The sequence below is a fragment of the Methylobacterium sp. CM6247 genome (assembly GCF_054817925.1).
The window spans coordinates 3869566-3890060 of the sequence record NZ_JBTXKX010000003.1 but is presented as its reverse complement, the minus strand read 5'-3'; the positions used below and the strand labels follow the sequence as shown (position 1 = coordinate 3890060).

At 68.0% G+C, this 20495-nt stretch carries 24 protein-coding genes; 9 read left to right on the top strand and 15 right to left on the bottom strand.

The genetic code is table 11. The features are described from left to right. Nucleotides 1-62: 62 nt before the first annotated feature. Genes ACYQOP_RS19330 through ACYQOP_RS19310 form a run of 5 tightly spaced genes read right to left on the bottom strand, consistent with a single transcriptional unit; the run spans nucleotide 63 to nucleotide 3284 of the window. Nucleotides 63-269 carry a hypothetical protein gene (locus ACYQOP_RS19330; protein WP_461223504.1) on the bottom strand — a complete coding sequence of 69 codons (207 nt, stop codon included), beginning with the start codon at nucleotides 267-269 and terminating at the stop codon, nucleotides 63-65. Between the two features lie 29 nt (nucleotides 270-298). Beyond that, complete coding sequence (locus ACYQOP_RS19325; protein ID WP_461223503.1) at nucleotides 299-847, bottom strand: cytochrome b; 549 nt, start codon at nucleotides 845-847, stop codon at nucleotides 299-301. Next, nucleotides 844-1956, bottom strand: coding sequence for a catalase family peroxidase (locus ACYQOP_RS19320; RefSeq protein WP_461223502.1), 1113 nt, complete (start codon nucleotides 1954-1956; stop codon nucleotides 844-846). Before ACYQOP_RS19320 ends, ACYQOP_RS19325 begins: the two co-directional genes overlap by 4 nt. A 9-nt stretch (nucleotides 1957-1965) precedes the next feature. Then, entirely contained in the window at nucleotides 1966-2757 is a 792-nt protein-coding gene (locus ACYQOP_RS19315; protein WP_461223501.1) for an anti-sigma factor family protein, read from the bottom strand. After that, entirely contained in the window at nucleotides 2754-3284 is a 531-nt protein-coding gene (locus tag ACYQOP_RS19310; RefSeq protein ID WP_056425944.1) for a sigma-70 family RNA polymerase sigma factor, read from the bottom strand. Before ACYQOP_RS19310 ends, ACYQOP_RS19315 begins: the two co-directional genes overlap by 4 nt. A 281-nt stretch (nucleotides 3285-3565) precedes the next feature. Between ACYQOP_RS19310 and ACYQOP_RS19305 the strand changes: the two genes are divergently transcribed. Beyond that, nucleotides 3566-3835, top strand: a complete 270-nt coding sequence (locus ACYQOP_RS19305; protein ID WP_461223500.1) for a hypothetical protein — start codon at nucleotides 3566-3568, stop codon at nucleotides 3833-3835. A gap of 139 nt (nucleotides 3836-3974) precedes the next feature. On the opposite strand, the gene ACYQOP_RS19300 is transcribed toward ACYQOP_RS19305, so the two are convergent. After that, on the bottom strand, nucleotides 3975-4904 hold the full coding sequence (locus ACYQOP_RS19300) for a LysR substrate-binding domain-containing protein (RefSeq protein ID WP_461223499.1): 930 nt from the start codon (nucleotides 4902-4904) through the stop codon (nucleotides 3975-3977). A 107-nt stretch (nucleotides 4905-5011) separates the two neighbouring features. Here ACYQOP_RS19300 and ACYQOP_RS19295 point away from each other — a divergent pair, with 107 nt between their 5' ends. The 4 genes from ACYQOP_RS19295 (at nucleotide 5012) to ACYQOP_RS19280 (ending at nucleotide 7895) form a co-directional block, all read left to right on the top strand. Continuing rightward, a complete protein-coding gene (locus ACYQOP_RS19295) occupies nucleotides 5012-5770 on the top strand; it encodes an SDR family oxidoreductase (protein WP_461223498.1) in 759 nt (252 codons plus the stop codon). Nucleotides 5771-5807: 37 nt separating this feature from the next. Further along, the gene (locus ACYQOP_RS19290; protein ID WP_461223497.1) at nucleotides 5808-6410 is read left to right on the top strand and encodes an NADPH-dependent F420 reductase; all 603 of its coding nucleotides are present in this window, start codon (nucleotides 5808-5810) and stop codon (nucleotides 6408-6410) included. 103 nt (nucleotides 6411-6513) lie between these two features. Further along, a complete protein-coding gene (locus ACYQOP_RS19285; RefSeq protein ID WP_461223496.1) occupies nucleotides 6514-7350 on the top strand; it encodes an alpha/beta fold hydrolase in 837 nt (278 codons plus the stop codon). A 149-nt stretch (nucleotides 7351-7499) separates the two neighbouring features. Continuing rightward, complete coding sequence (locus tag ACYQOP_RS19280) at nucleotides 7500-7895, top strand: limonene-1,2-epoxide hydrolase family protein (protein WP_461223495.1); 396 nt, start codon at nucleotides 7500-7502, stop codon at nucleotides 7893-7895. A 53-nt stretch (nucleotides 7896-7948) separates the two neighbouring features. On the opposite strand, the gene ACYQOP_RS19275 is transcribed toward ACYQOP_RS19280, so the two are convergent. Next, nucleotides 7949-8326 (bottom strand): DUF4440 domain-containing protein, encoded by a 378-nt coding sequence (locus tag ACYQOP_RS19275; RefSeq protein ID WP_056452601.1) that lies wholly within the window; start codon nucleotides 8324-8326, stop codon nucleotides 7949-7951. A 321-nt stretch (nucleotides 8327-8647) separates the two neighbouring features. Between ACYQOP_RS19275 and ACYQOP_RS19270 the strand changes: the two genes are divergently transcribed. Next, on the top strand, nucleotides 8648-8968 hold the full coding sequence (locus ACYQOP_RS19270) for a DMT family transporter (RefSeq protein ID WP_207411260.1): 321 nt from the start codon (nucleotides 8648-8650) through the stop codon (nucleotides 8966-8968). Between the two features lie 158 nt (nucleotides 8969-9126). On the opposite strand, the gene ACYQOP_RS19265 is transcribed toward ACYQOP_RS19270, so the two are convergent. From ACYQOP_RS19265 to ACYQOP_RS19250, 4 genes are all read right to left on the bottom strand, one after another. Continuing rightward, on the bottom strand, nucleotides 9127-9336 hold the full coding sequence (locus ACYQOP_RS19265) for a hypothetical protein (RefSeq protein WP_461223494.1): 210 nt from the start codon (nucleotides 9334-9336) through the stop codon (nucleotides 9127-9129). 88 nt (nucleotides 9337-9424) lie between these two features. Then, the gene (locus ACYQOP_RS19260; protein ID WP_461223493.1) at nucleotides 9425-10201 is read right to left on the bottom strand and encodes a hypothetical protein; all 777 of its coding nucleotides are present in this window, start codon (nucleotides 10199-10201) and stop codon (nucleotides 9425-9427) included. Further along, on the bottom strand, nucleotides 10198-10422 hold the full coding sequence (locus tag ACYQOP_RS19255; protein ID WP_461223492.1) for a hypothetical protein: 225 nt from the start codon (nucleotides 10420-10422) through the stop codon (nucleotides 10198-10200). Before ACYQOP_RS19255 ends, ACYQOP_RS19260 begins: the two co-directional genes overlap by 4 nt. A 114-nt stretch (nucleotides 10423-10536) precedes the next feature. Beyond that, nucleotides 10537-10779, bottom strand: a complete 243-nt coding sequence (locus ACYQOP_RS19250) for a hypothetical protein (protein ID WP_461223491.1) — start codon at nucleotides 10777-10779, stop codon at nucleotides 10537-10539. 367 nt (nucleotides 10780-11146) lie between these two features. Here ACYQOP_RS19250 and ACYQOP_RS19245 point away from each other — a divergent pair, with 367 nt between their 5' ends. Beyond that, nucleotides 11147-11542: an MliC family protein gene (locus ACYQOP_RS19245; protein ID WP_461223490.1), complete on the top strand. Its 396-nt coding sequence runs from the start codon at nucleotides 11147-11149 to the stop codon at nucleotides 11540-11542. 487 nt (nucleotides 11543-12029) lie between these two features. Here ACYQOP_RS19245 and ACYQOP_RS19240 read toward each other — a convergent pair whose 3' ends face one another. Beyond that, nucleotides 12030-13727 (bottom strand): flagellin N-terminal helical domain-containing protein, encoded by a 1698-nt coding sequence (locus ACYQOP_RS19240; RefSeq protein WP_207411257.1) that lies wholly within the window; start codon nucleotides 13725-13727, stop codon nucleotides 12030-12032. A 242-nt stretch (nucleotides 13728-13969) separates the two neighbouring features. On the opposite strand from ACYQOP_RS19240, the gene ACYQOP_RS19235 reads away from it, so the two are divergent. After that, a complete protein-coding gene (locus tag ACYQOP_RS19235; protein WP_207411256.1) occupies nucleotides 13970-14383 on the top strand; it encodes a flagellar biosynthesis repressor FlbT in 414 nt (137 codons plus the stop codon). Between the two features lie 167 nt (nucleotides 14384-14550). On the opposite strand, the gene ACYQOP_RS19230 is transcribed toward ACYQOP_RS19235, so the two are convergent. The 3 genes from ACYQOP_RS19230 to ACYQOP_RS19220 all read right to left on the bottom strand — a co-directional run bounded on the left by ACYQOP_RS19230 (nucleotide 14551) and on the right by ACYQOP_RS19220 (nucleotide 19878). Continuing rightward, a complete protein-coding gene (locus tag ACYQOP_RS19230) occupies nucleotides 14551-15909 on the bottom strand; it encodes an IS4 family transposase (RefSeq protein WP_461222530.1) in 1359 nt (452 codons plus the stop codon). Nucleotides 15910-16129: 220 nt separating this feature from the next. Next, nucleotides 16130-18280 (bottom strand): glucans biosynthesis glucosyltransferase MdoH, encoded by a 2151-nt coding sequence (mdoH, locus tag ACYQOP_RS19225; RefSeq protein ID WP_461223489.1) that lies wholly within the window; start codon nucleotides 18278-18280, stop codon nucleotides 16130-16132. Continuing rightward, a complete protein-coding gene (locus ACYQOP_RS19220) occupies nucleotides 18268-19878 on the bottom strand; it encodes an OpgD/OpgG family glucan biosynthesis protein (RefSeq protein ID WP_461223488.1) in 1611 nt (536 codons plus the stop codon). Before ACYQOP_RS19220 ends, mdoH begins: the two co-directional genes overlap by 13 nt. A gap of 256 nt (nucleotides 19879-20134) precedes the next feature. On the opposite strand from ACYQOP_RS19220, the gene ACYQOP_RS19215 reads away from it, so the two are divergent. Then, entirely contained in the window at nucleotides 20135-20371 is a 237-nt protein-coding gene (locus ACYQOP_RS19215) for a hypothetical protein (RefSeq protein WP_207411253.1), read from the top strand. Nucleotides 20372-20495: the final 124 nt, after the last annotated feature.

Below are 20495 nucleotides of genomic sequence, written 5' to 3'. Positions count from 1 at the left end.
CCGATCACGGGAAGCAGGAGGTTTCCGGCCCGGCATCCGCGCAGAGCGGGACAGGCGATCGGTCATGGCCTGGACATGGGCCACGCGGGGCCGGCGCAGCGCTTCGTAGCGCGGACCGACCGTGCCCCACTCCGCCCGCTGCGCGAGCGGAGCGCGTCTTCCAGGCCGAGTTGGCCGAGAGCCTGGACCGCGTTGCCCGGCAGGTTGATGGCCAGGCCCGCGATGCCGCCGCCGGCGATGAGCACCCTGCCTATTGCGCGATCGTTCACTGTGTTTCGCCTTGCAGCCTGCCTCGACGTTACTGGGACCGGGACGCCGTCGGGCGCGCGACCATGCTGGAGAAGACGCCATCCCGGCGGATCAAACCGTGCATCAGGGCCGCCCCCAGATGGGCGAGGACGAGACCGAACAGGGTGTAGGCCAGGAGTGTGTGAAGCGGACGGAGCCACGCATAGAGACTTGGATCGCGCGGCAGGATCGGCGGCAGGACGAGGGAGCCAACGAGCCCGATCGGATAGCCGGCCGCCGACAGCATCGCCCAGCCGACCAGCGGCAGAGCGAGCATCAGCCCATAGAGCAAGACGTGCGAGACATGAGCCGCCCGCCGCTGCCAGCCCGGAAGGTCCGACGGCAGGCCGGGCGGAGGATGGCGCCAGCGGTTGAGCAGGCGCAGCAGCGCGAGGACCAGGATGCCGATCCCGAGTGGGCGGTGCAGCGCGACCAGGGTGTGGTAATGCGCCAGCGAGGTCACCATCGCCACGCCGATGAACAGCATGGCGAGGATCAGGGCCGCCATGGTCCAGTGCAGCAGCCGGGCCGGCAGGTTGAAGCGCGCGGTGTGGCTCACAATCCGGCTCCCGATGCAGGCGTGTTCTGGACGGCGCTCGGCATTTTCGGTTCGCCGGCGCGGCGCGTGAAGGATTGCGAATAGGCCGCCGAACGGGCGCTGAGCAGCGGATCGTCCGATCCCATGATGCCTGTGGGCAGGACGAGAGGATCGAAATTGACGTCGCGGCAATTGCCGTCCGCTTCCGGCTGCGTGTCCGTGACGATCACGGTCCCGACGTCCAGGCTCTGCCTCTCAACCGGCCAGGGAAGCGTCGCATCGGCCGTGGGGTCGCCGGGCTGCCCCAGGGTGACGACGAGATGCCACCGCACGGGCGCCCGGCGGACGGCAGAGTCGAAGTCGTCGAACAGAACGTTCTTGTCCGCGCGAGCCCTTTGGGCCGGGCTCTCCGCCGTCGCGGCCTGTTCCGGCACGAACGCCCAGCGCACCGGCGTCCGGGTCCCGTCCGCGGCGATGAACCGGAAGGCGTTCAGGCTCCGGAAGGTGTCGTCGGCAAAGCCTGAGGTGATGGTTCGCGCCTTGATCAGGGAAGCCGCTTTCGCGCTCTCGGGATGCGCGGCGAAGAACGCCTTGAGCGCCTCCGGATCGGGCTTGCCCGTGGCCGGATCGGGCTTGGCGGCGAGAAGCTGCGCGTAGAACCCCTCCGGGCTGCGGACCGGGAAGACCGGGATGTCGTTGTTGCCGGTGCGCCATTCCTCACCGTCGGGAAGGTGGAAACGCAGCGCGAGGCTGCGCACCGTCGTGGCCGCGTCCGCCGCATAGGGCTGGCCGCCCGCCAGCGCGATGCGGCCGGTGATGGGCGTGACCCGTCCCGCAGTGAAGAGCGATGCCGTCGACAAACGCGCGCCCCGGCCGCTGCTCTCGAAGCGCCCGGCGAGGCAGAGCCCTTTGGCGTGGTTGCGCCGAAAGCCCGGATGGGGGCCATTCACCTGCTCGAAGCGGTCGACGATCCGCGCCTGGGTCAGGTCCCCCGGAGAGAGCCAGCCGCCCGCATAGGCGAAGGCCCCCGTCGTGCCGACGACGAGCGCCCCGATGGCGGCGAGGCGGAGACAAGCGGCACGCGGGCTCAAGGCCGGATCGGCCCCGGTGAGGTCGTTCAGGAGGGACATATCGGGCCTTCAGATGGCTTTCGCGGTGGCGCGGCGGATCTCGTTGGCGAGCGGGTGCAGGATCGTGGGGTCGGCCGCACCCACGAGGCTGTAGCCGAGCCCGTCCTGGGCCCAGGCGTAGCCGTTCGACGTCTCCGTCGTGTGGGCGCGCATCGGCGCGTCGCCGGGTACGCTCATGGGCCGCATCAACATGACGAAGCGCGCGCCGTGCCCATCGTCGTACATCAGCAGCCCGGCGGGCCCCTGCTGCGTGGCGACGAGACGCCCGCCCATGAGGCGGTAGCCGGAGCCGCTCAGGTCCGGCACGGCGACCGGCCGCTTCATCCGGGCGGAAAACCAGCCGGCGAGTTCGTCCCGGTCGGCGGCGGCGAGCTCGACGGGGCGGGTGTGGTCGGGCGCATAGACCGCGTAGTTCATGCTCGCGGACTGGGCCAGCGCCTCGATGCCGGTCGGCACGGGCGAGACCACCTCGCGCAGGCCCCAGCCACCGGCGCCTCCGACGAGGAGCAGCAGCCCCGCCGCCATCGCCTGCCAGATTGGAAGGGCCTGCAAAGCCGACCGGGCCGGCCGGCGGCGCGCCTCGACGATGCGCGCCAGGTTCAACCGGGCCGGAACCGGCTCGGCGGCGATGGGCGCGAAGGCGGCCCGCATGTCCTCACGCAGGGCGACCATGCGCTCGACCCGGATCCGCGCCTCGGGATGGGAGTCGAGATAGGCCTCGACCTCGCGCTTCCGCGCCGTATCGAGCCGCTCGTCCACGAGGCCCTGGAGATCGTCGTCACCGATCGGACGCATGCTCATTTCACCCTCCGCAGGAGCGGGCGCTTGGCGGGGACGGAGGCTTCGGTGCCGTCCATCGACTGGATCATCCGGTCCCGGGCCCGGGACAGGCGGGACATCACGGTCCCGGTCGGAATCGCGAGGATGTCGGCGGTCTCGGCGTAGGACAGGCCCTCCACCGTCACCAGCAGGAGCACGCTGCGCTGCTCTTCCGGCAGCGCGTCGAGCGCCGTCATCAGGTCCCGGTGGCGCAGGCCGCTCTCCTGTGTCGGCGCCACCGCGAGGTTCGCCTCCGCCGTGTCCTCGATCGGCATGTGGGCGCCGCGGCGGGCGCGCTGGCGCATCTGCGTCACGGCGAGATTGTGGAGGATGGCGAAGAGCCAGGTCCGCGCGTCGCCGTCGGCCTGGCGCTGGTGCCAGCGGGTGACGGCCCGCTCGAGGCAATCCTGCACCAGATCGTCGGCATCGGTCGGGTTGCGCAGGAGGGCGTGCGCGTAGCGGCGCAGGGCCGGGATCAGCGGCTCGATGAGGCGCATCATGTCCATCATCTCCTGTCTCCTGGCATGGGCGGGGCTCCAGTCGGCACGCTGGCCGGACCGAACGGATTTCGGGGCCGGCGACAGGGGCATGGACGCCGCGAAATCCTGTTTATTCCACGTCTGCACGAAAAACTTCGCACCCGGCACCGAGTATTCGTTCACGGGATATGGTCCCAATCATAGCGTTGGAATTTTTCGATAGGGTCATGGAATAAGCAGACGAAGACGTCGTCTGTCCGGCATCACTGCTCGACGAGATCGGATCGAGCAGGAATCACCGGAGACCTGACATGACGATGATCAAGACCTTTTCGGCCGTCGTTTTCGCGTCCGCCTGCACGCTCGCCGCCCTGACCGGGGCCTCTGAGGCCCGGCCCACCCCGCATCGGATGGAGAGCCCGACGATCACCGGCTCGATCCCGGCGCCGGCGCAATCCGCGTATTGGCTCGGCGGGCCGGACACCGACAGCGGAAACGCCAAGAACCCGGCTCTGCCGGGCTATGCCCAGGCCCGTGGCCAGGAGACGGGCGGCCCGGCCCGCGAGCTGATCCCGAACTAGAGCGCTCACCGCCGAAATGGCTGCCGGTTCGGCGAAAAAGAGCGCGGCAAAACAAAGGCCTAGAGCCGCACCCGACCCAAGGTGGCCGGGCGCAGCTCTAGGGCCATGCCACGTCGGACGTCGGCGCCGAAACACGAACCTAGAGACGGTGCCCCGCGAAGCGCTCGGCAAGACGCCGATTCCTGAACGCCTCGGTGACCCAGTCGACGAATGCGCGGGTCTTGGCAGGCAGCAGGGTTCGGCTGGCATAATAGAGCGAGATCGCTCCCGCATCGGCATACCAACCCGGCAGCAGCTGGATCAGGCGGCCAGCCTCCAATGCCGGCAGGACGTCGGGCACCGCCAGCATGGTGACGCCCAGCCCGAGAAGAGCCGCTTCCTGCATCGCCGCCGGGTCGTTGACGACCATGGTCGCAGACAGGTGCGCTGGCATGTCCTCGCCTGCGGGATTGCGCATGGTCCATTGCTGGAGGCGGCCGGTCCGGAGCGAACGCTGGACGATGCCTTGGAGCGGTTGAAGCCCGGTCGGATCGTCGGGACGTGGGCGGCCTTCCATGTAGGCCGGCGAGGCGACCGCGATGACGTGCGCGGGGGCCAGAGCATGAGCGATGAGACCGGGCGCCAGGTCGAACCCGGCACCGATCGCGGCGTCGTAGCCCTCCGTGACGAGATCGACCCGACGGTTCTCGAAGTGCCATTCCGGGCGGATCAGAGGATAGCGTTCGAGGAACGGCGGCAAGAGCGGCAGGATGTGCATCGTGCCGAATGTCAGGGCCATGCTGACTTTCAGGGTACCGGCCGGTTCGCCGCCGGCGGTGGCGATCCCGGCGATGGCCGCCTGGATGCCTTCCAGATTGTCCGCGACCGCGAGGCGGAAGGTTTCGCCCGCTTCCGTCAGACTCAGCTTCCGCGTCGAACGATGAAACAGCCGCACACCGAGGTTCCGCTCCAGCACGGCGACGTTCCGGCTGACGGCGGCCGGAGTCAGCGACAAGCGCCGGGCGGCCTCGGAGAAGCTGCCGTGCTCCGCGCTGCGGATGAAGGATTCCAGGTTCGCCAGGGTTTCCACGATGCCACCTTCAAGGGATGATTGAAGGTGTAGCAACCCAATCCCGGCTAAACCAAGCGCAATACCTCGGCCATATTCGCTCCACCCAAGAGGACAGGAGCAGCATCATGGGCCAGGACCCGCAACCGCTCGCCGGCAAGGTGGCCCTTGTCACCGGCGGATCGCGTGGCATCGGCGCCGCCATCGTTCGTCGTCTCGCGCGTGACGGCGCCGATCTGGCCTTCAGCTATTCCGCATCGCGGGAGCGGGCCGACCGGATCGTCGCCGAATTGACGGCATCGGGATGCCGCGCCATCGCCATCAGGGCCGACCAGGCTGACGCATCCGAGTTCGCCGGCCTGGTCCGCCAGACGCATGCCACGTTCGGTCGGCTCGACATCCTGGTCAATTCGGCCGGCGTCTTCGTCACCGGCATGGTGGACGATCCGGAAGCCGACCGTGCCGCGTTCGATCGGCAACTCGATATCAACGTGAAGGGCGTCGCCGCCGCGGTCCGCGCTGCCGTTCCGCTGATGACGCATGGGGGACGCATCGTCTCGATCGGCACGACAGGGGCCGTGCATGTCCCCTTCGCGGGTGCGGCGGACTACGTCGCCACGAAGGCGGCCGTGGCGGCTTACACGCGGGGCTGGGCACGGGATCTCGGTTCCCGCGACATCACCGTCAACCTCGTCCAGCCGGGTGCGATCGACACCGAGATGAACCCCGAGGACGGCCCCTTCGCCACGACACTGAAGGGCCTCGCGGCCCTCGGCCGCTACGGCCGTCCGGAGGATATCGCCGGAGCGGTCGCGTTCCTCGTCGGTCCCGACGCCGGGTACGTCACGGGCGCCACACTGAATGTCGACGGTGGCCAATCCGCCTGACGCCTCCTCTCGATCTCCCTCGCAAGGACACCTCTCCATGCCCTCCATCGGCATCATCGGCGCCGGCCAGATCGGCCGTGCCATTGCCAGCGCCCTCGCTCGGCACGGGATTCCGGCGATCCTCGCGAACAGTCGCGGTCCAGACAGCCTCGCCGAGGCCATTGCTTCGTTAGGCCCGACGATCACGCCCGGCACGCGCGAGGACGCCGCCGCCCGGGACATGATCATCGTCGCGGTCAATTGGTCGAAGCTGCCGGCTGCGCTGGGCGGCCTGCCGGATTTCGGCGGCCGGATCGTGGTGGACGCCAACAATCCGATCGAGGCACCGTCGTTCGAGCCGGTGGATCTCGGGGGCGTTTCGTCCTCCGAGATCGTCGCCACCCTCGTCCCCGGCGCCCGGGTGGTGAAGGCGTTCAACCATCTCCGGCCACCGCTCCTGGCAGGCGATCCGGCCAGCGAAGGCGGTCAGCGCGTCCTCTTCTATTCAGGCGACGATGCCGAGGCGAAAGCGACGGTTCGTACGCTCATCGACCGGCTCGGCTTCTTCGGCATCGACCTCGGTTCTCTCGCGGATGGCGGCCGTCTTGCACAGTTCCCAGGGGGGCCGTTGCCGGCCCTCAACCTCGTCAGGTTCGCCTGAGGGCAATGCGGCCAAGCACAACAGCCTTGTCACACCCCTGAAACGACCCCCGCTCTACGCTCCATCGATCCGTACTGCTTCGGCAAACAGCAGGAACACGACCATGCCCTACGTCTCTACATCCGACGGCGTCGACATCTTCTTCAAGGATTGGGGGCCGAGAGATGCGCCAGCCATCGTCTTCCACCATGGCTGGCCGCTCTCCTCCGACGATTGGGACACGCAGATGCTCTTCTTCCTCGCGAAGGGTTTCCGGGTGGTCGCACATGACAGGCGCGGTCACGGTCGCTCGGCGCAGGTCTCGGATGGGCACACGATGGACGCTTACGCCGCGGATGCTGCCGCCGTCGTCCGGCACCTCGACCTGCGCGACGCCGTCCATGTCGGCCATTCCACCGGGGGCGGTGAGGTCGCCCGCTATGTCGCCCGGCACGGTCAACCGGACGGCCGGGTCGCCAAGGTCGTGCTCGTCAGCGCCGTGACGCCGCTCATGCTCAAGACCGCCGGCAGTCCGGGCGGCCTGCCGGTCGAGGTCTTCGACGGTTTCCGTCAGGCGCTCGCCGCCAACCGGGCGCAATTCTTCATCGACGTGCCGACAGGGCCCTTCTACGGCTTCAATCGCGATGGCGCGACGGTGCAGCCCGGCGTGATCACGAATTGGTGGCGCCAAGGCATGATGGGCAGTGCCAAGGCACATTACGACGGCATTGCGGCCTTCTCGGAAACCGACCAGCGCGACGACCTGACGTCGATCACCGTCCCGACCCTCGTTCTGCACGGCGAGGACGACCAGATCGTGCCGATCGGGGCGGCGGCGCGGGAATCGATCAAGCTCCTCCGGAACGGGACCCTGAAGACCTATCCCGGCTTCAGCCACGGTATGCTGACCGTCAATGCCGACACGCTCAACGCCGACATTCTCGCCTTCGTGAGGGGGTAGGTTCTCCCCTGCACGAGGGCTGCGGTGACGTGGTCCGCCGACCGTGAGGATCGTCCGGCAGCGTCGATCGGCTGCCGGCATCATGCGCGGTCTCGTTCGAAGTTCGGTCGACGACCGGCGACGCCGATTGAGGGACAACGAGGCACGCAATGATCGAAGACACCCCCGAGATCGCCCTGGTGCGTCTGTTTTTCGAACGCATCAACGCAGATCGCTTCGATGACGCGATCGATCTCCTGGCCGAGGACGTCGTCTACCACAACATCCCGCTGCCGGAGATCCGTGGCCGGGAGAACGCACGAAGCTTCCATAAGACCTTCGGCGCCGGCAGTCGCATTCGTGTCGACTGGCAGCTCCTGCACATCGCAAACGATGGTGATACGGTTCTGACCGAGAGGCTCGATCTCTTCACCGACCGGAACGGCGGCCGCATCACCCTTCCCACCATGGGCAGCATGCGCGTTGGCAACGGCGCGATCACGGAATGGCGGGATTATTTCGACCTCGCCAGTTTCGAGCGACAGGCCGCTGCGCTGGAAGCCTGACTCGCCGCTCTCGGGGGCCGAGCGCAGGGTCCGGATGTCGAGGATGGCCGTATCTATCCAGCGGCCTTCTCGGCCGTGGAGCCGACCAGCGGCGGCGTCTGCTGGTGCTGAACCACGCGCCAGACCTCGTGTGACAGCCGGCGATAGGTCGAGGTGCAATGCGCCTGATAGGTCTCGCCGTCCCGTGAGGCCTTCGCATGATAGGCGATGACGATCAGCCCTTCCTGCGGACGGGAGATCTGTCCCCCGGAAAGCTCGACCTCCGACCAGCGGGGCGTGTCCGCGACGGCCTCGATGGCCTGCGAGCCGCTCAGCACGAAGGGGGGCTGCGGCAGTACCATCAGGCATTCGTCGTCGACCAGTTCACGGTAATGGTCCGCCCCACCGGTCCAGAGACTCTTCTCGAAGGACCAGACGCGATCGTCGTCCATTGTGCTCTCCCACGGGCTGCTGTCTTTCAGAGAAGATCGCGGAGCGCGGTTCGTTCCTGGCGCGGTGGCCTACGCGGATGCGGTCGGGAAAATGACGATGCGCGAGCGAGGGGCCTCCATCGTCCAGTCGAAAGGATGGAACAGGCGTGTTCCTGCGCGGCGGCATCTCAGGGGCCGCCATTCCCGTTTGGGGATGACCGGCACTTTTCCGCCTTGAAAATAAGCATTCTGCTCGCTAATTAGGCACTCGCGAGGCCACGTCCTCCCCCTCCTGCAGGGTCGAAGTCCGGGACGGCCCGGCCCTTGAAGCAGAGGGCCGATATGGCTTGGGTCTATCTCGGAATTGCCGGTGTTCTCGAGATCGTCTGGGCATCCATGATGAAGCAGTCGGACGGCTTCACCCGCCTCTGGCCGACGGTCATCACCTTGGTGGCGATGGTCGGAAGCTTCGGGCTATTGGCCATGGCCATGCGAACGCTGCCGCTGGGGACTGCCTACACGATCTGGACGGGTATCGGCGCGATCGGCGCTTTCGTGGTCGGCGTGACGGTCCTCGGAGAAGAAGCCAGCCTCACCCGCATGATCGCGGCTGTCCTCATCGTCTCAGGACTCGTGACCATGAAACTCGCGAGCGCTCACTAACTATCCCCGGTCCCTCGTGCATCGGCTCCATGTGGCCGCCGGGGAGGGCGGCTTCGATGGCCCCCCGGTCTCAAACCAGATGCGCTGCGATCGGCCCGCACCGCTCGGCCTAGGATTCCGCAGCCGACAGCTTTGGTCAGTGCCCTGAAGCCCACTCGCTACGAGCGCTTCGTGGGAGGCTTCTCTGCAGCGGCATCCGCGGCATCGCGCTCGAGCCGCTGGGCCTTCAGCCGAACGATCTGGTCGTCACGCGCTGTCTCACGGACTTTGACTTCTTCCCAGACCTGACCAGCCGTATCGGCACGTTCGGCGGCCTTGGCAGCCCTCGTATCCTTACGGTCCTGCCGGCCGACTTTGTCATCCGTCATTCGATCGTCTCCAATTCCGGAAGCGGTAGCGTGATGACCCATCGCGCGCGGGAAGCAGGTCCGAGGAAAGGCTTCGACGGCGAGTGGTTCACGCCGATGTCGAGAAAAGCATCATGGCGTCAGCCTCCGTATCGAGAGGATTGTCCGAGACGAAAGACCGCCGCTGGAGCGCTCGCTCGCTTGCCTCCGCACCGCATTTCTCCACGTGGACAACGCGGTTCACGACCTGAAGGTTCGGAGCGCCCCAATAGGCCAGCAATGTCGGCCAAGCAGCGTCGCGGTCTTCGCGCCAGACGCGATAGAGCGGCGTGCGATGGTCGACCTCGGCCGTCTTCAGCAGGCGCTTCCCGGAGGCGGCGCAGCGATGGCGCTGATGCGCCTTCAAAACCTTCACCTGGTCGCTCGGCGCCACCCAGAACTTCCAGGCCGTGACGCAGGCCGAATGCCAGCGGGCGTTCTTGTTCGGCGTGCCGGTGCCCCACAGATCCTTGTGCCAGCCGAAGCGGAAGACCGGCTGCCCGCAGATGCAGCAATGGCCGGGCCCTCGCGCGTGCGCAGGCTCGCGATAGGGCGAAGGGGGCATCCGGAAGGTCGCGGCGAGGCCCGACCCCTTCTCCGAACCGAGACACCACTTCCATCCCTCCGGCTGGCCTGAGCGTGCGGCCAGTGCCCGCGCCAGGCGATCGGCCCGGAGGACGTGGTTGCGCCAATAGCTCTCGACGGCGAGGCGCGGCGTGGGCGGCGTCAGCGGACGTGACAGCGCATGCTGCAGGACCGGCACCGGGAAGAGGGCGGGAAGCGAGCGTTCAAGCCGGGCGCGGGAGCGTCCATTGCGCTCCGCGCGCCACTCCGATGCAGCGGTCACGCCGGATCGAGGACGCGAGCGGGGGAAACCGCCGGTGCCGGGGCCGGAGCCGGAGCCGGTACGCCGGCGATGGCGTCGGCGAGGAAATTCAAGCGTAGCGCGAGGTCGCTCACCTCGTTCAAGGCGATGGCTTTATCGCCGCTCTTCACCGCCCGGGTGATGTCGCTGATCTGCATCTTCGCCATGCGCGACAATTCGGCGGAAAGCTGGTCCCTGGTCATCGGTATCCATCTCGGTTCGGCGGTTTCGTGCCTAACGAGGCCTAAAGCCGGAGGGTTACCGGGCGGTTTCAGCCGGCGAACCGAGACGGCGTGCGGATGTCCGTGCCGCCAGCCTCACTGCCGAGGTGCGGGCGTGGGGGTCGGCTGCGTCGGCGCTTGCTGGTTGGGGGCCTGCGGCGCGGGGGCCGGCTGCTGAGGCGCCGTGCCGGGGGCAGCCTGGTCGTCCGACAGCGTCTGGTTCGCCTTGGTCTGCAGCTGATCCGCCGTCTGCTGGTTGATGAGTCCATAGGACACGGCAGCCGCGAGAGCGACGGCGATGACAGCCCCGATGATCGTCTTCGTGAGCTTGCTCTGCATGGACATGCCTCCTGCGGTCGCCCTCACCTGAGGCGTCCTCGACGGAACAACGGTGATGGCTCGCAGGCTGGTTCCACTCCGGTCTTTCGCCCCCTCGAACGGGCGGGCCAGCCATGCTGGAGCGCTCTCAGCCGAAGTGGATACCGACCGGGAGACCGATACTGACGTTGAACCGGACGCGGATGGAGGGCCCTCCTGGCGGCCCGTGTCGGATCGTCATGGGCGAGGAGCGGCGATCGGGATCTCGCGGAGCCCCTGAGTTCCGGTCCATCATCATGATCCCGAGCGGTCGTATCCTTGACGGGACCTCCGGTCGGGCGCGTCCTCAGCCCTCCGGCCGATCAGGCTGAACTCGGAGATGCTCTCGATGATGCGCCTTCACACGGTGTCGCCGTTTCTCGTTGCCGCCGTCATGGTCGGCATGTCGATCCACGCTCACGCAGAGGCCCCCGACAAGACGCTGTCCCGGGCGACCGCCAGCGAGGGGGCAACGACGAAGCGGGTGATCTTCTCGTGCCCGAAGGATGTCTTGCTCACGGTCGAGTTCGTCACCTCCGACCCGGCACAGCCTGCGATCGTCCGGCCTCCCGAAGGGCCGGAGATCACTCTGCCGGCGCAGCCTTCGGGCTCAGGGTTTCGCTACGGCGACGACACCCACGAGCTGCGCGGCAAGGGCCAGGAGGTCACGTGGACCGACCAGTCCAAGCACCCCATCGTCTGCACGGAGCAGAAGCCACCCGCGGGTGGGACAGAGCCGAACTGAGCTCCGCTCCGGCGGCCGTTCGGCGGCGGGCCAAAGGCCGGACGAGTGCTACCGCCTTTGGTCCACCCAACGCCTCGATACGGACAGGGGCAGAGAACGACGAGCGAACGCCTTCGGATCGAAAGACCGAGCCCGGGCAATACTGTCGCTGATCTCGAGGGACTGCGCGGAATGGCCGGAAGCGAATCTGAAGTCCGCTTCCTCGAACCACTCGGCCATCCTTCCAAGCCGTTGCGAAGGCGCGATGGCGTGCCTTCGCCGACGCCTGGGCTGTCGTCCGTCGCTGAACGGGCTCGATCCCGTCATCCGGCGGCCTTGTCCCCGGCAGCGTGAGGGGCAGCGAGACCGAACCGCCCTTATCTGTCGGATCGTGGTGGCTCGCCCGGTCGTCTCGCGAGAATCCCCATCCGGCCGGGGCCGGGACGTGGCGCGAACGAAAACGGCCGGGGTTTCCCCCGGCCGCTTAGTGTCGTGACGGCTGATCCGCTTAGCGGAGAAGCTGCAGGATGCCCTGCTGCGCCGTGTTGGCGAGCGAGAGGGCCGAGATGCCGATCGACTGGCGGGTCGACAGGGCCTGGGAGTTGGCGGCTTCCTCGTTGAGGTCCGCGTTCGTCAGGTTGGCCGAGCCGGTGTCGAGGATGTTGATCAAGTTCTTCGAGAAATCCTGACGGTTCTGCACCACCGAAAGGTTGGAGCCGAAGGTCGAGGACTGGGCACGAAGCTGGCTGGTGGCGGCGGTGATGGCCGTCAGGGCCTTGTTAATCTCGTCGTCGGACTGGAACCCACCGGTGACCGAGCTCAGGCCAAGGCCATCGGAGTCGAGCTTGGCACCCTCGATGTTCAGGTTGGACGAACCCGTCTCGTTGAAAGTGACCTTCAGCGAGTTCTCGGCCTTGTCCGTGCCCGAACGGTACAGAAGATTGATGCCGTTGTAGCTCGAATCCTTCGCTTGCTGGGTGATCTGATCCAGCAGCGTGTTGAACTGCTTGGCGAGGGAGGTGCGGGTCGCGTTGGTGCCGCTGGCAGATCCAGCACCGCTCGCCACGACCGGCTTTGCGGTGGCACCGGCACCAAAACCGATATCCGTGTCGGTCGTCGCGGAAGACGCATCGATCGTGATCTTCTGATCTGAACCCGTCGCCGTCGAAGTAAAGGTCACCTTACCCGTCGTATCATCACCAACGGCCGTGACCTTACCCTTGAAACCGGTATCGGCATTCAGTTGCTTGTTGATCGCGGTGGCAAGGTCCGTCGCCTTTGCATCCGTCAGAGCGCCGAGCGTGGCATCCGCAGCCGTGTTCAGCTCGATCTTTTTGGCCGGGCCATCGCCGAGCTTGATCGTGAACGACGCATCGGCTGCGCCCGTGAAGTCAGGGCCGGTACCACCAGTGGCCAAACCAGCAACTGCTGCACCTTCTGCAGCTGCAGCTGTGGCGCCGTTCTTAGCATCAGCACCCTTGGCTGTCTGTGCAGCTGTGGCAGTACCAAATCCAAGATCGACTTCGTTGCCGGTCGCGTTAGTGACCGTTGCCGTTGCGTCCTTACCGGTCGCAGTCGACGTGAAAACAATCCGACCATCTGTCGTCTTGGAGGCAGAGACCGCAGCAGGATTTGTCGTGTCGTTGGCCAGCTGGTTATTGATTGCCTTGACCACGTCATCAGCGGTCGCCTTGCCGACGTTGCTCGTCACGCCGCTCAGCGTGGAAGCATCGAGGGTGATCACAGTATTATTGGTGCCGTCATTCACGGTGAAAACGGCGTTGCGGGTGCCGGAGAAGTCCTGCGTGCCGTCGGTGGCCGCCGTGGACGTACCTTGGAAGGACGTCGCTGCCGAGAGGATTGCGGACGTTGCCGGCGTGCCGCTCGTTACAGCGCTCTTGTCGGCTAGCGCCTGGTTGGCGGTGGACTTGGCCGAGTCGACCAGCTTCTGGATCGAGGTGATGCCCTGGTTGGCGGCCTGGATCGTCTGGACGCCGTTTGAGATGCCGTTGAGGAGCGAGCCGAGATCGCCCGAGCGGCCGGACAGGGACTGCGAGGTGAAGAAGCTCGTCGGATCGTCGAGGGCCGAGTTGACCTTCTTGCCGGTCGACAGACGGTTCTGGGTCTGGGTCAGGAGGTCGGCGGTACCCTGCAGCGAGAGCAGGTTCTGGCGCGTTGCCGCGGTGAGCGTGATGCCTGAAGACATGTGGTCCGATCCATTCTGATCTGGAAGCACCCCTTTTTTGGATGCAGCGTCACCAAACCACGAGGACGTTGCGAAGGTCTTAAGGCGAACGGTTAACGAAACATGTGGGGGATCCGCTGCATTCTCCGTATTTTCGCGGCCTTCGGGGCGATGCCGGATTCCGCGAAGCAACCCTCGCCAATGCGGTGACGTCTTGTTAACCGTCCGGACCGATGATCCCGCCCGAGCCCGAAGGACCGGTCATGCCCCTGAAGATCGAACTCAAGCCGTTCGAGCGGTTGCTGATCGGCGGGGCCGCGATCCGCAACGGGTCCCGGCGGTCGAGTTTCGTCATCGAGACGATGACGAAGTTCCTGCGCGAATCCGACATCATCACGGAGAGCGAGGCCGATACGGCCTGCAAGCGCCTCTACCTGACTCTCACGGTGCTCTATCTCTCCGACGACGTGTCGGAGATCGAGAACCTGTTCGTGGCCCAGGCGAGCGAATTGCTCGAGGCGGTACCGACCACGGCTCCCTATGTCCGGGACATCAACGCCCACGTGGCGGCGCGGGACTTCTACCGGGCGATGAAGCGGGGCAAGGACCTCATCCAGTACGAGGCCTCCCTGGCGGACCGTCTCGCCAAGGCACCCGATTCGGGAAACGCCGACTGACCTTCCGGATCGGCGGCCGAGCGGGCAGGGGGCCGGCATCGGCCGCCCGGATCCGCGGGCTCTCGTGGAAACGAGCTCCGGGCACGGTCGATCCCCCCGTCTCACGCGGGCTACCGGATTCACACATCTGCCCTCGTTGGCAGACCGCGTCCCTCTCCCCCTTGTGGCTACAGGCTACACAGGTTTTGCTCTGTGTGATCGATGAGGGCTCCGGTCAGGGCGGCGGTGAAGCTTGCCCAGCCGCGTGCCATGATCTTGGGTCCTGGCGGCTTGCCGTAGCAGTTCCAGCCTCCGAAGCGGGCCACGATCCAACTCAGCCAGGCCAGGGACCCGGCCCGGTGAGGGTTGCGCTGGCGCGCCGTCGCCCGCTCCCGGCTCTGTCCCAGGGCCGCCACTACCGGGCGCGTGCTCGCGTCGAGCACGTCGCTCATCGGCCGCATTCCGCCATCGCGGGCGTCCACCAGCTGCAGGATCCGCACCGCCGCCCCCAGCGCCAGCACACTGAGCCGGAACAGTTTCGAGGGCACCCGCATCTGCGTCGCCTCCAGTTGCAGGCCGTCGTTCTTGAGGGCGCGGAACACCTCTTCGATGCGCCAGCGCAGACGGTAGAGGCGCACCACCTCCGCGGCCTGCGCCACCGTCTCCACCGGCAGCGTCGTCAGCAGATGCCAGCACAGTCCGCCCGCGGCGGGCCCCCCGACCTCGTCCACCCGCACCAGCCCCAACGTCAGAGCGGCCGGCGTTCCGGGCCCGGCACTGCCGGGGCGCGGCAGGCCCACCCGGCCCGCGCGCAGCGTCACCTGCGCCGTGCGCGCCGCCCGGCCGGGCGTGGCCGGGATGGGCACGGCCTCCCGCGCCAGCACCGGCCAGTCCTGCGACACCGCCAGCATCCGTCCACCCTCGACCAGCACCCGGTCGTGGCGCGCCCGAACCAGCAGGGCGCTGCCCGGCACCGCGCGCCCGGAGTGATCGGCAAAGTGCTCGTAGAGGTCCGCCTCCTGATCGGCCACCGAGACCACCTGCTCGGCCACCCCCGCCAGCGCCGTGTCCGCCGCCTGCGTCCCGACCAGCCAGCGCCGGCTCTCCTTCTCGCTCACGCCCCGGTTCCAGCGCAGCGCCACCGGCGCCGCCCCGCGCGTCCAGACCTGCGCATCGACGAGGCCGAGCACGGCCTCGTCCTGCGCGTCCACCGCCACCACCGGATGCATGAAGAAGCCCGGATGCCGGCCATCGCCGCCCGGCCCCAGACCATGCCGCCCGCCTGCCTCGCCAAAGCTCACCGCCGTCGTGTCCTGCACCGCCACCACACGCCGTCCCCGGCATGCCGCCACCGCCCGCTCGCGCAGGGCGGACAGGACCGTGGGAACGCTGCTCTGAGGCGAGGCCAGGTAGCGGTGTGCCGCGGCCGTGCCGGCGTGATCGCCCCCCACCACGCTCAGCACCACGCTCCCGGTCTCCACGATCCGCTCGAACAACCACGACCCCCGCGCCTGCGTCAGCGCGTTCCCGCCTCCGAAACCCGACATGCGCTCCTCCTCATCCAGGGGAAAAAGCGACAACGCTCAAAAGGACGCTCAGGCAAAACCTGTGTAGCCCGTAGCCCTTGTGGGGAGAGGTTAGGAGTGGGGGTGGCTCCGCCAGCCTCCGCAGCTTGAGGGTCGCCCGACCACCCCCACCTCCAACTCCTCCCCACAAGGGGGAGGAGGGCTCGTCAGCGCATCCCGCGACAGGCGTGACGATCGTAGCTCACGCCGGCGCGAGGCGGGTGAGGCGGTCGAGGAGGGCGCGGTCGTGGAGGAGGGCCATGCGCTCCTTCGGGCTGAGCCACTCGGCGGCCTCCGCGATGGTCTCGGCCTCCACCACCTTGGCCTGGGCGAGGGCGCGGTCCGTGTCGATCACGCCGCGGGGACGTTTGGGCATCTCGGGCAGCATCAGGGCATGGGCTTCGGCGAAGCCCGCATCGGCGTGGAGGGCGCGGATCGCATCCGAGTCGTCGAGGCCAGCCTCGGCGTTGCGGGCCGCGAGCGTCCCGGCGGTGACGGCGATGGCGGGCGGGTCGCGCTCCTCCGGGGTCATCAGCAGGCCGAGGCGCTTGAGGGCGAGGCCCCAGGAGAGCTGGCCGCTCGCCCAGGAGATCGGGATCGCCAGGACGAGGCCGAGGATGGTGGGCGACATCCAGAGGAACAGCGAGGTGGCGATGGCGAAGGCGGCGATGCCGGTCACCAGTCCCAGCACCATGTGCCAGCGGTGGCGGCGGACGATGTCGCGCAAAGGTATCGACCCGTCGTCGCGCCGCTGCGGGTTCCAGCCGGTATCGCGCCCGACCAAGATCTCGAACACCGAGCCGGATTGGATCAGCATGGCGATGGGGGCGATGAGCGCGGAGAGGATCGTCTCGATGAGGCTCGACAGGACGAGGCGGATGGCGCCGCCAGAGGCCCGGCGCACCGGCCCGTCGATGAGGGCGAGGATCAGCCCTAGCAGCTTCGGCGCCAGCAGGATGCCCATGGTGAGCCCGAACAGCTGGAGCGCGCGCACGGGGTCGAAGCGCGGCCAGACCGGGTAGAGCCCGAATTCGGAGGTGAAATATTCCGGCCGCACATAGGCGGTCTGGAGCACCAGGGCGATACCGACCACGAGCTGGCCGAGCCAGAGCGGGGAGGCGACGTAGCCGGCGATGCCGGTGGCGAAATGCTGGCGCGAGGCCAGCGTCAGCCCCGCCGCCCCGATGACGCGGCTGTGCTGGAGGTTGCCTTGCGCCCAGCGCCGGTCGCGCACCGCGACGTCGATGAGGGAGGGCGGGCTCTCCTCGTAGGAGCCGGGCAGGGCGGGCAGCATGGTCACGCTCCAGCCGGCCCGCCGGATCAGCGCCGCCTCGACGAAATCGTGACTGAGGATGTGGCCGCCGAAGGGCGGTTTGCCCTTGAGATCGGGCAGACCGCAGGCCTCCGCGAAGGCGCGGGTGCGGATGATGGCGTTGTGGCCCCAGTAATTGCCGTCGCGGCCCGACCAGACCGAGAGGCCCGTGGCGATGACCGGGCCGTAGATGCGGGCGGCGAATTGCTGGACGCGGGCGAACAGGGTGTTGCGGTTGATGATGAGCGGCAGCGACTGGATGATGCCGGAATCCGGGTCCGCCTCCATGGCGGCGGCGAGATGGACCACGCAGGGTCCGGTCATCAGGCTGTCGGCGTCGAGCACCAGCATGTGGTCGTAGGCCCCGCCCCAGCGCGAGACGAAGTCGCCGATATTGCCGGCCTTGCGGTGATGGTTCTTCGCACGGTGCCGGTAATAGAGCCGCGCATCCTCGCCCCAGCGCTCGCGCAGATCGAGGAAGGCGCGCTCCTCGGCGATCCAGGCATCGCCCACCGTCGAGTCCGACAGGACGAAATAGTCGAAGGCCTCGCCGAGGCCCGTGGCGTCGATCTCCGCCCGCATGGCTTCCACGGCCGCGAAGGTGCGGGCGGTGGCCTCGTTATAGACCGGCATGACGATGGCGGTCTTCGTGGCGAGCCGGGTCGGCGGAAGCGGCGCCTTCGGCCGGCGCAGGAGCGTGGCGAAGCCCAGGATCGCGCTCATGAAGGAGAGGGCGATCCAGGAGAAGTTCAGGGTGAAGAGCACGAGCAGCACGTATTGCAGCGCCGTCGTCCCGCCCGAGACGGCCACGACCTCGTACATCTCCAGGGCGCCGTAGGCGGTGAGCAGCGCCGCCCCGCCGAAGACGAAGGCGCGGGCGGCCCAGGGCCGTCGCGCGGGCTTGGCCGGACGGTGCCCAGATGCGGGGTCCCAGCGGTCGAGCGCCTGCACCGGCATGGGCAGCGGGGCTTCGGGCGGCATCGCGGGCCGGAAGGAAGCCGGGGCGGTGGGGGGAAGCGCGTGCGTGTTCAGGGTGTCCACCGGTAGAGCCAGGTTTCGGTGACGGAGGCCTCCCCGCGCTTGAGCACGAGGCGCAGTTCGCAGGACTTCCCGCCGCCCGTGTCGAGCTCGAAGGAGACCCGCACCGTCTTACGGTCGGGATAGCGATAGAGGGTCGGGGCCGCCACCGTGCCGGGCGACGTCAGCAGCGTCGGCTGCAGGTCCGGATCGGCGAACAGGATGTCGCCGGTGAAATCCACCAGGAAGAGGCGGCGGTTGCTCCCCGGCGCCTTGCCGCTGCGGGTGCCGGAGACGAGCGCCACGGGCGGCGCCTCCGGCGGCTGCCAGCACCAGTGCTGGCGATAGCTGAACGCATGCTCGGTGCCCGCCGCCAGCGTCGCCTTCGGCCGCCAATAGGCCAGGATGTTCTCGTTGAACTCGGAATCGCTCGGGATTTCGAGGAGCGTCACCGCGCCCGGCCCCCAATTGCCGAACGGTTCGAGCCAGAGCGACGGGCGCCACTCCCAATGCTGCACGTCGTCCTCGAAATCGGCGTAGCTGCGCGCCCGCTGCATCAGGCCGAACCCTTTGGGGTTCTCGTCGACGAAGGACGAGACCTGCAGCGTCTCCGGGTTGCGCGCGGGACGCCAGATCGCCTCATTGGCACCGGTGCGGATCTGCAGGCCGGTGGAGGCATAGGCGCCGGCGCGGGCATCGTCGGCACCGCGCCGGTCGTAGGGGCCGAAGAGGTAGCTCGTGGTCATGCCGCCGAGACCGAGATGGTCGATGGCCGCGCGCGCGAACACCGTGCCCTCGACATCGCACAGCGAATCGCCGCCGGGCCTCAGGCTCATCCGCAGGGACGCGGTGGCCGAGGGGGAATCGACGAGGCAATGCAGCACCAGCGGGCCGCCGGGGCCCGGCCGCTCGACCCAGATGGCGCGGAGTTCGGGGAACTCCTCGCCGCGTGAATCGGCGGGGCGCAGGGTGAGGGCGCGCGCGGTGACGCCGAACCCCTGGCCGGTGGCGACGAGACGGAAGAACGACGCCCCCTGGAAGGTGGCGAAATTGGTGAGTTCGCCGCCATCGAACCGGGCGCGGATGCGCAGGCCCGAGTAGCCGGGATCGTCCTTGAACTCGGGCAGGGCGATGCCCTCCGCCTCGAACCGGGCGCGGTCGTAGGCCAGCGGCCGCACCGTGCCGTCCTCCACCAGGGCCAGGGCCACGCGGCCGGTGAAGACCGAGCCGCGATGCAGGGGCTCGAGGGTGAAGCCGAAGGCCTCGTTCGCCCAGATCGCGCTGCCCGGCACGGTCCGGATGGCGTTGTACTGCTCTCGGTTGAGCCCGGTCAGGGCACCGGGCAGGTCGTCGGTGCGGGGGGCGGCATAGGGGCGTTTGGCAAGCTCGCGGGCGAGGTCGGGCACCGTATGGCCGAGGAACGGCGCGCCCTCGGCGGGGAGGGCGGGGGCATCGTCCGCCCAGGCGGTCGAGGCGGTGCCGGGGAGGGAGAGAGCCAGCGCGGCGGCGCTCGCCTGCAAGAAAAGCTCCCGGCGGCTCCGGTCCTGCGGTCCCGTCACCATGGGATCATCGGAGGAGGGTTCTGTCACGGCGCGGCGAAGTCCCGGAATCGTCGGCGTCATTGGACCTGTAATGTCGGCGCGGGAAGGCGCGGGGTGCGATGCAGTATGTCCCGGCTTTACCACGGCACGGCCCGAACCCAACCTTAAGCCGGAAGGAACCGAAACCGTTCAACGGAACGCGGATTTTCCCGGCAGGCAAGCAGTTCGGCCGGGAACGGCGGCGAGGGGCGGCGAGGGGCGATAAGGGTCCCGGACTGGCCGAATAGCCGCGCTTGTGACAGATTCCACGGGTCGTTCACCTCTTACGAGGCACCTCATGGCGCTCATCCCATGCCCTGCCTGCTCGCGACAGGTCTCCGCGCAAGCCGTGGCCTGTCCGGGATGCGGCCACCCCGGTGACGCCGCCTCCCCGGCGGGAGGCGGTGTGACGCGCATGCTGGGAACCGTCGCCGGCACCTATATCTCCTCCACCACCCTGGCGAGCCTGGTCCTGGGGGTCGTCATGTTCGTGTGCCTGGCCGCGGTGCTGATCACCCTGATCCTCAAGAGCTGATGCAAGAGCTGATGACTCGGACGGTTCGGACCGGATCTCCGTCCGCGCCCCCGGCTCGCCGGCCGCGCAGGCTTGCTACCCGACAAGCCACGCAGTAGCGCAGCCGGATAGGACGCGAGCCGGC

Excerpts from the sequence above, each read along its gene's own strand:
- ACYQOP_RS19285 (WP_461223496.1), top strand. The coding sequence starts at position 6,514 with ATGCCCTACGTCTCTACATCCGACGGCGTCGACATCTTCTTCAAGGAT.
- ACYQOP_RS19235 (WP_207411256.1), top strand. The coding sequence starts at position 13,970 with ATGCCCCTGAAGATCGAACTCAAGCCGTTCGAGCGGTTGCTGATCGGC.
- ACYQOP_RS19315 (WP_461223501.1), bottom strand. The coding sequence starts at position 2,757 with ATGAGCATGCGTCCGATCGGTGACGACGATCTCCAGGGCCTCGTGGAC.
- ACYQOP_RS19310 (WP_056425944.1), bottom strand. The coding sequence starts at position 3,284 with ATGATGGACATGATGCGCCTCATCGAGCCGCTGATCCCGGCCCTGCGC.
- ACYQOP_RS19220 (WP_461223488.1), bottom strand. The coding sequence starts at position 19,878 with ATGACGCCGACGATTCCGGGACTTCGCCGCGCCGTGACAGAACCCTCC.
- ACYQOP_RS19305 (WP_461223500.1), top strand. The coding sequence starts at position 3,566 with ATGACGATGATCAAGACCTTTTCGGCCGTCGTTTTCGCGTCCGCCTGC.
- ACYQOP_RS19265 (WP_461223494.1), bottom strand. The coding sequence starts at position 9,336 with ATGACGGATGACAAAGTCGGCCGGCAGGACCGTAAGGATACGAGGGCT.
- ACYQOP_RS19270 (WP_207411260.1), top strand. The coding sequence starts at position 8,648 with ATGGCTTGGGTCTATCTCGGAATTGCCGGTGTTCTCGAGATCGTCTGG.
- ACYQOP_RS19295 (WP_461223498.1), top strand. The coding sequence starts at position 5,012 with ATGGGCCAGGACCCGCAACCGCTCGCCGGCAAGGTGGCCCTTGTCACC.
- ACYQOP_RS19215 (WP_207411253.1), top strand. The coding sequence starts at position 20,135 with ATGGCGCTCATCCCATGCCCTGCCTGCTCGCGACAGGTCTCCGCGCAA.
- ACYQOP_RS19320 (WP_461223502.1), bottom strand. The coding sequence starts at position 1,956 with ATGTCCCTCCTGAACGACCTCACCGGGGCCGATCCGGCCTTGAGCCCG.
- ACYQOP_RS19250 (WP_461223491.1), bottom strand. The coding sequence starts at position 10,779 with ATGCAGAGCAAGCTCACGAAGACGATCATCGGGGCTGTCATCGCCGTC.
- ACYQOP_RS19240 (WP_207411257.1), bottom strand. The coding sequence starts at position 13,727 with ATGTCTTCAGGCATCACGCTCACCGCGGCAACGCGCCAGAACCTGCTC.
- ACYQOP_RS19290 (WP_461223497.1), top strand. The coding sequence starts at position 5,808 with ATGCCCTCCATCGGCATCATCGGCGCCGGCCAGATCGGCCGTGCCATT.
- ACYQOP_RS19230 (WP_461222530.1), bottom strand. The coding sequence starts at position 15,909 with ATGTCGGGTTTCGGAGGCGGGAACGCGCTGACGCAGGCGCGGGGGTCG.
- ACYQOP_RS19255 (WP_461223492.1), bottom strand. The coding sequence starts at position 10,422 with ATGACCAGGGACCAGCTTTCCGCCGAATTGTCGCGCATGGCGAAGATG.
- ACYQOP_RS19245 (WP_461223490.1), top strand. The coding sequence starts at position 11,147 with ATGATGCGCCTTCACACGGTGTCGCCGTTTCTCGTTGCCGCCGTCATG.
- ACYQOP_RS19280 (WP_461223495.1), top strand. The coding sequence starts at position 7,500 with ATGATCGAAGACACCCCCGAGATCGCCCTGGTGCGTCTGTTTTTCGAA.
- ACYQOP_RS19275 (WP_056452601.1), bottom strand. The coding sequence starts at position 8,326 with ATGGACGACGATCGCGTCTGGTCCTTCGAGAAGAGTCTCTGGACCGGT.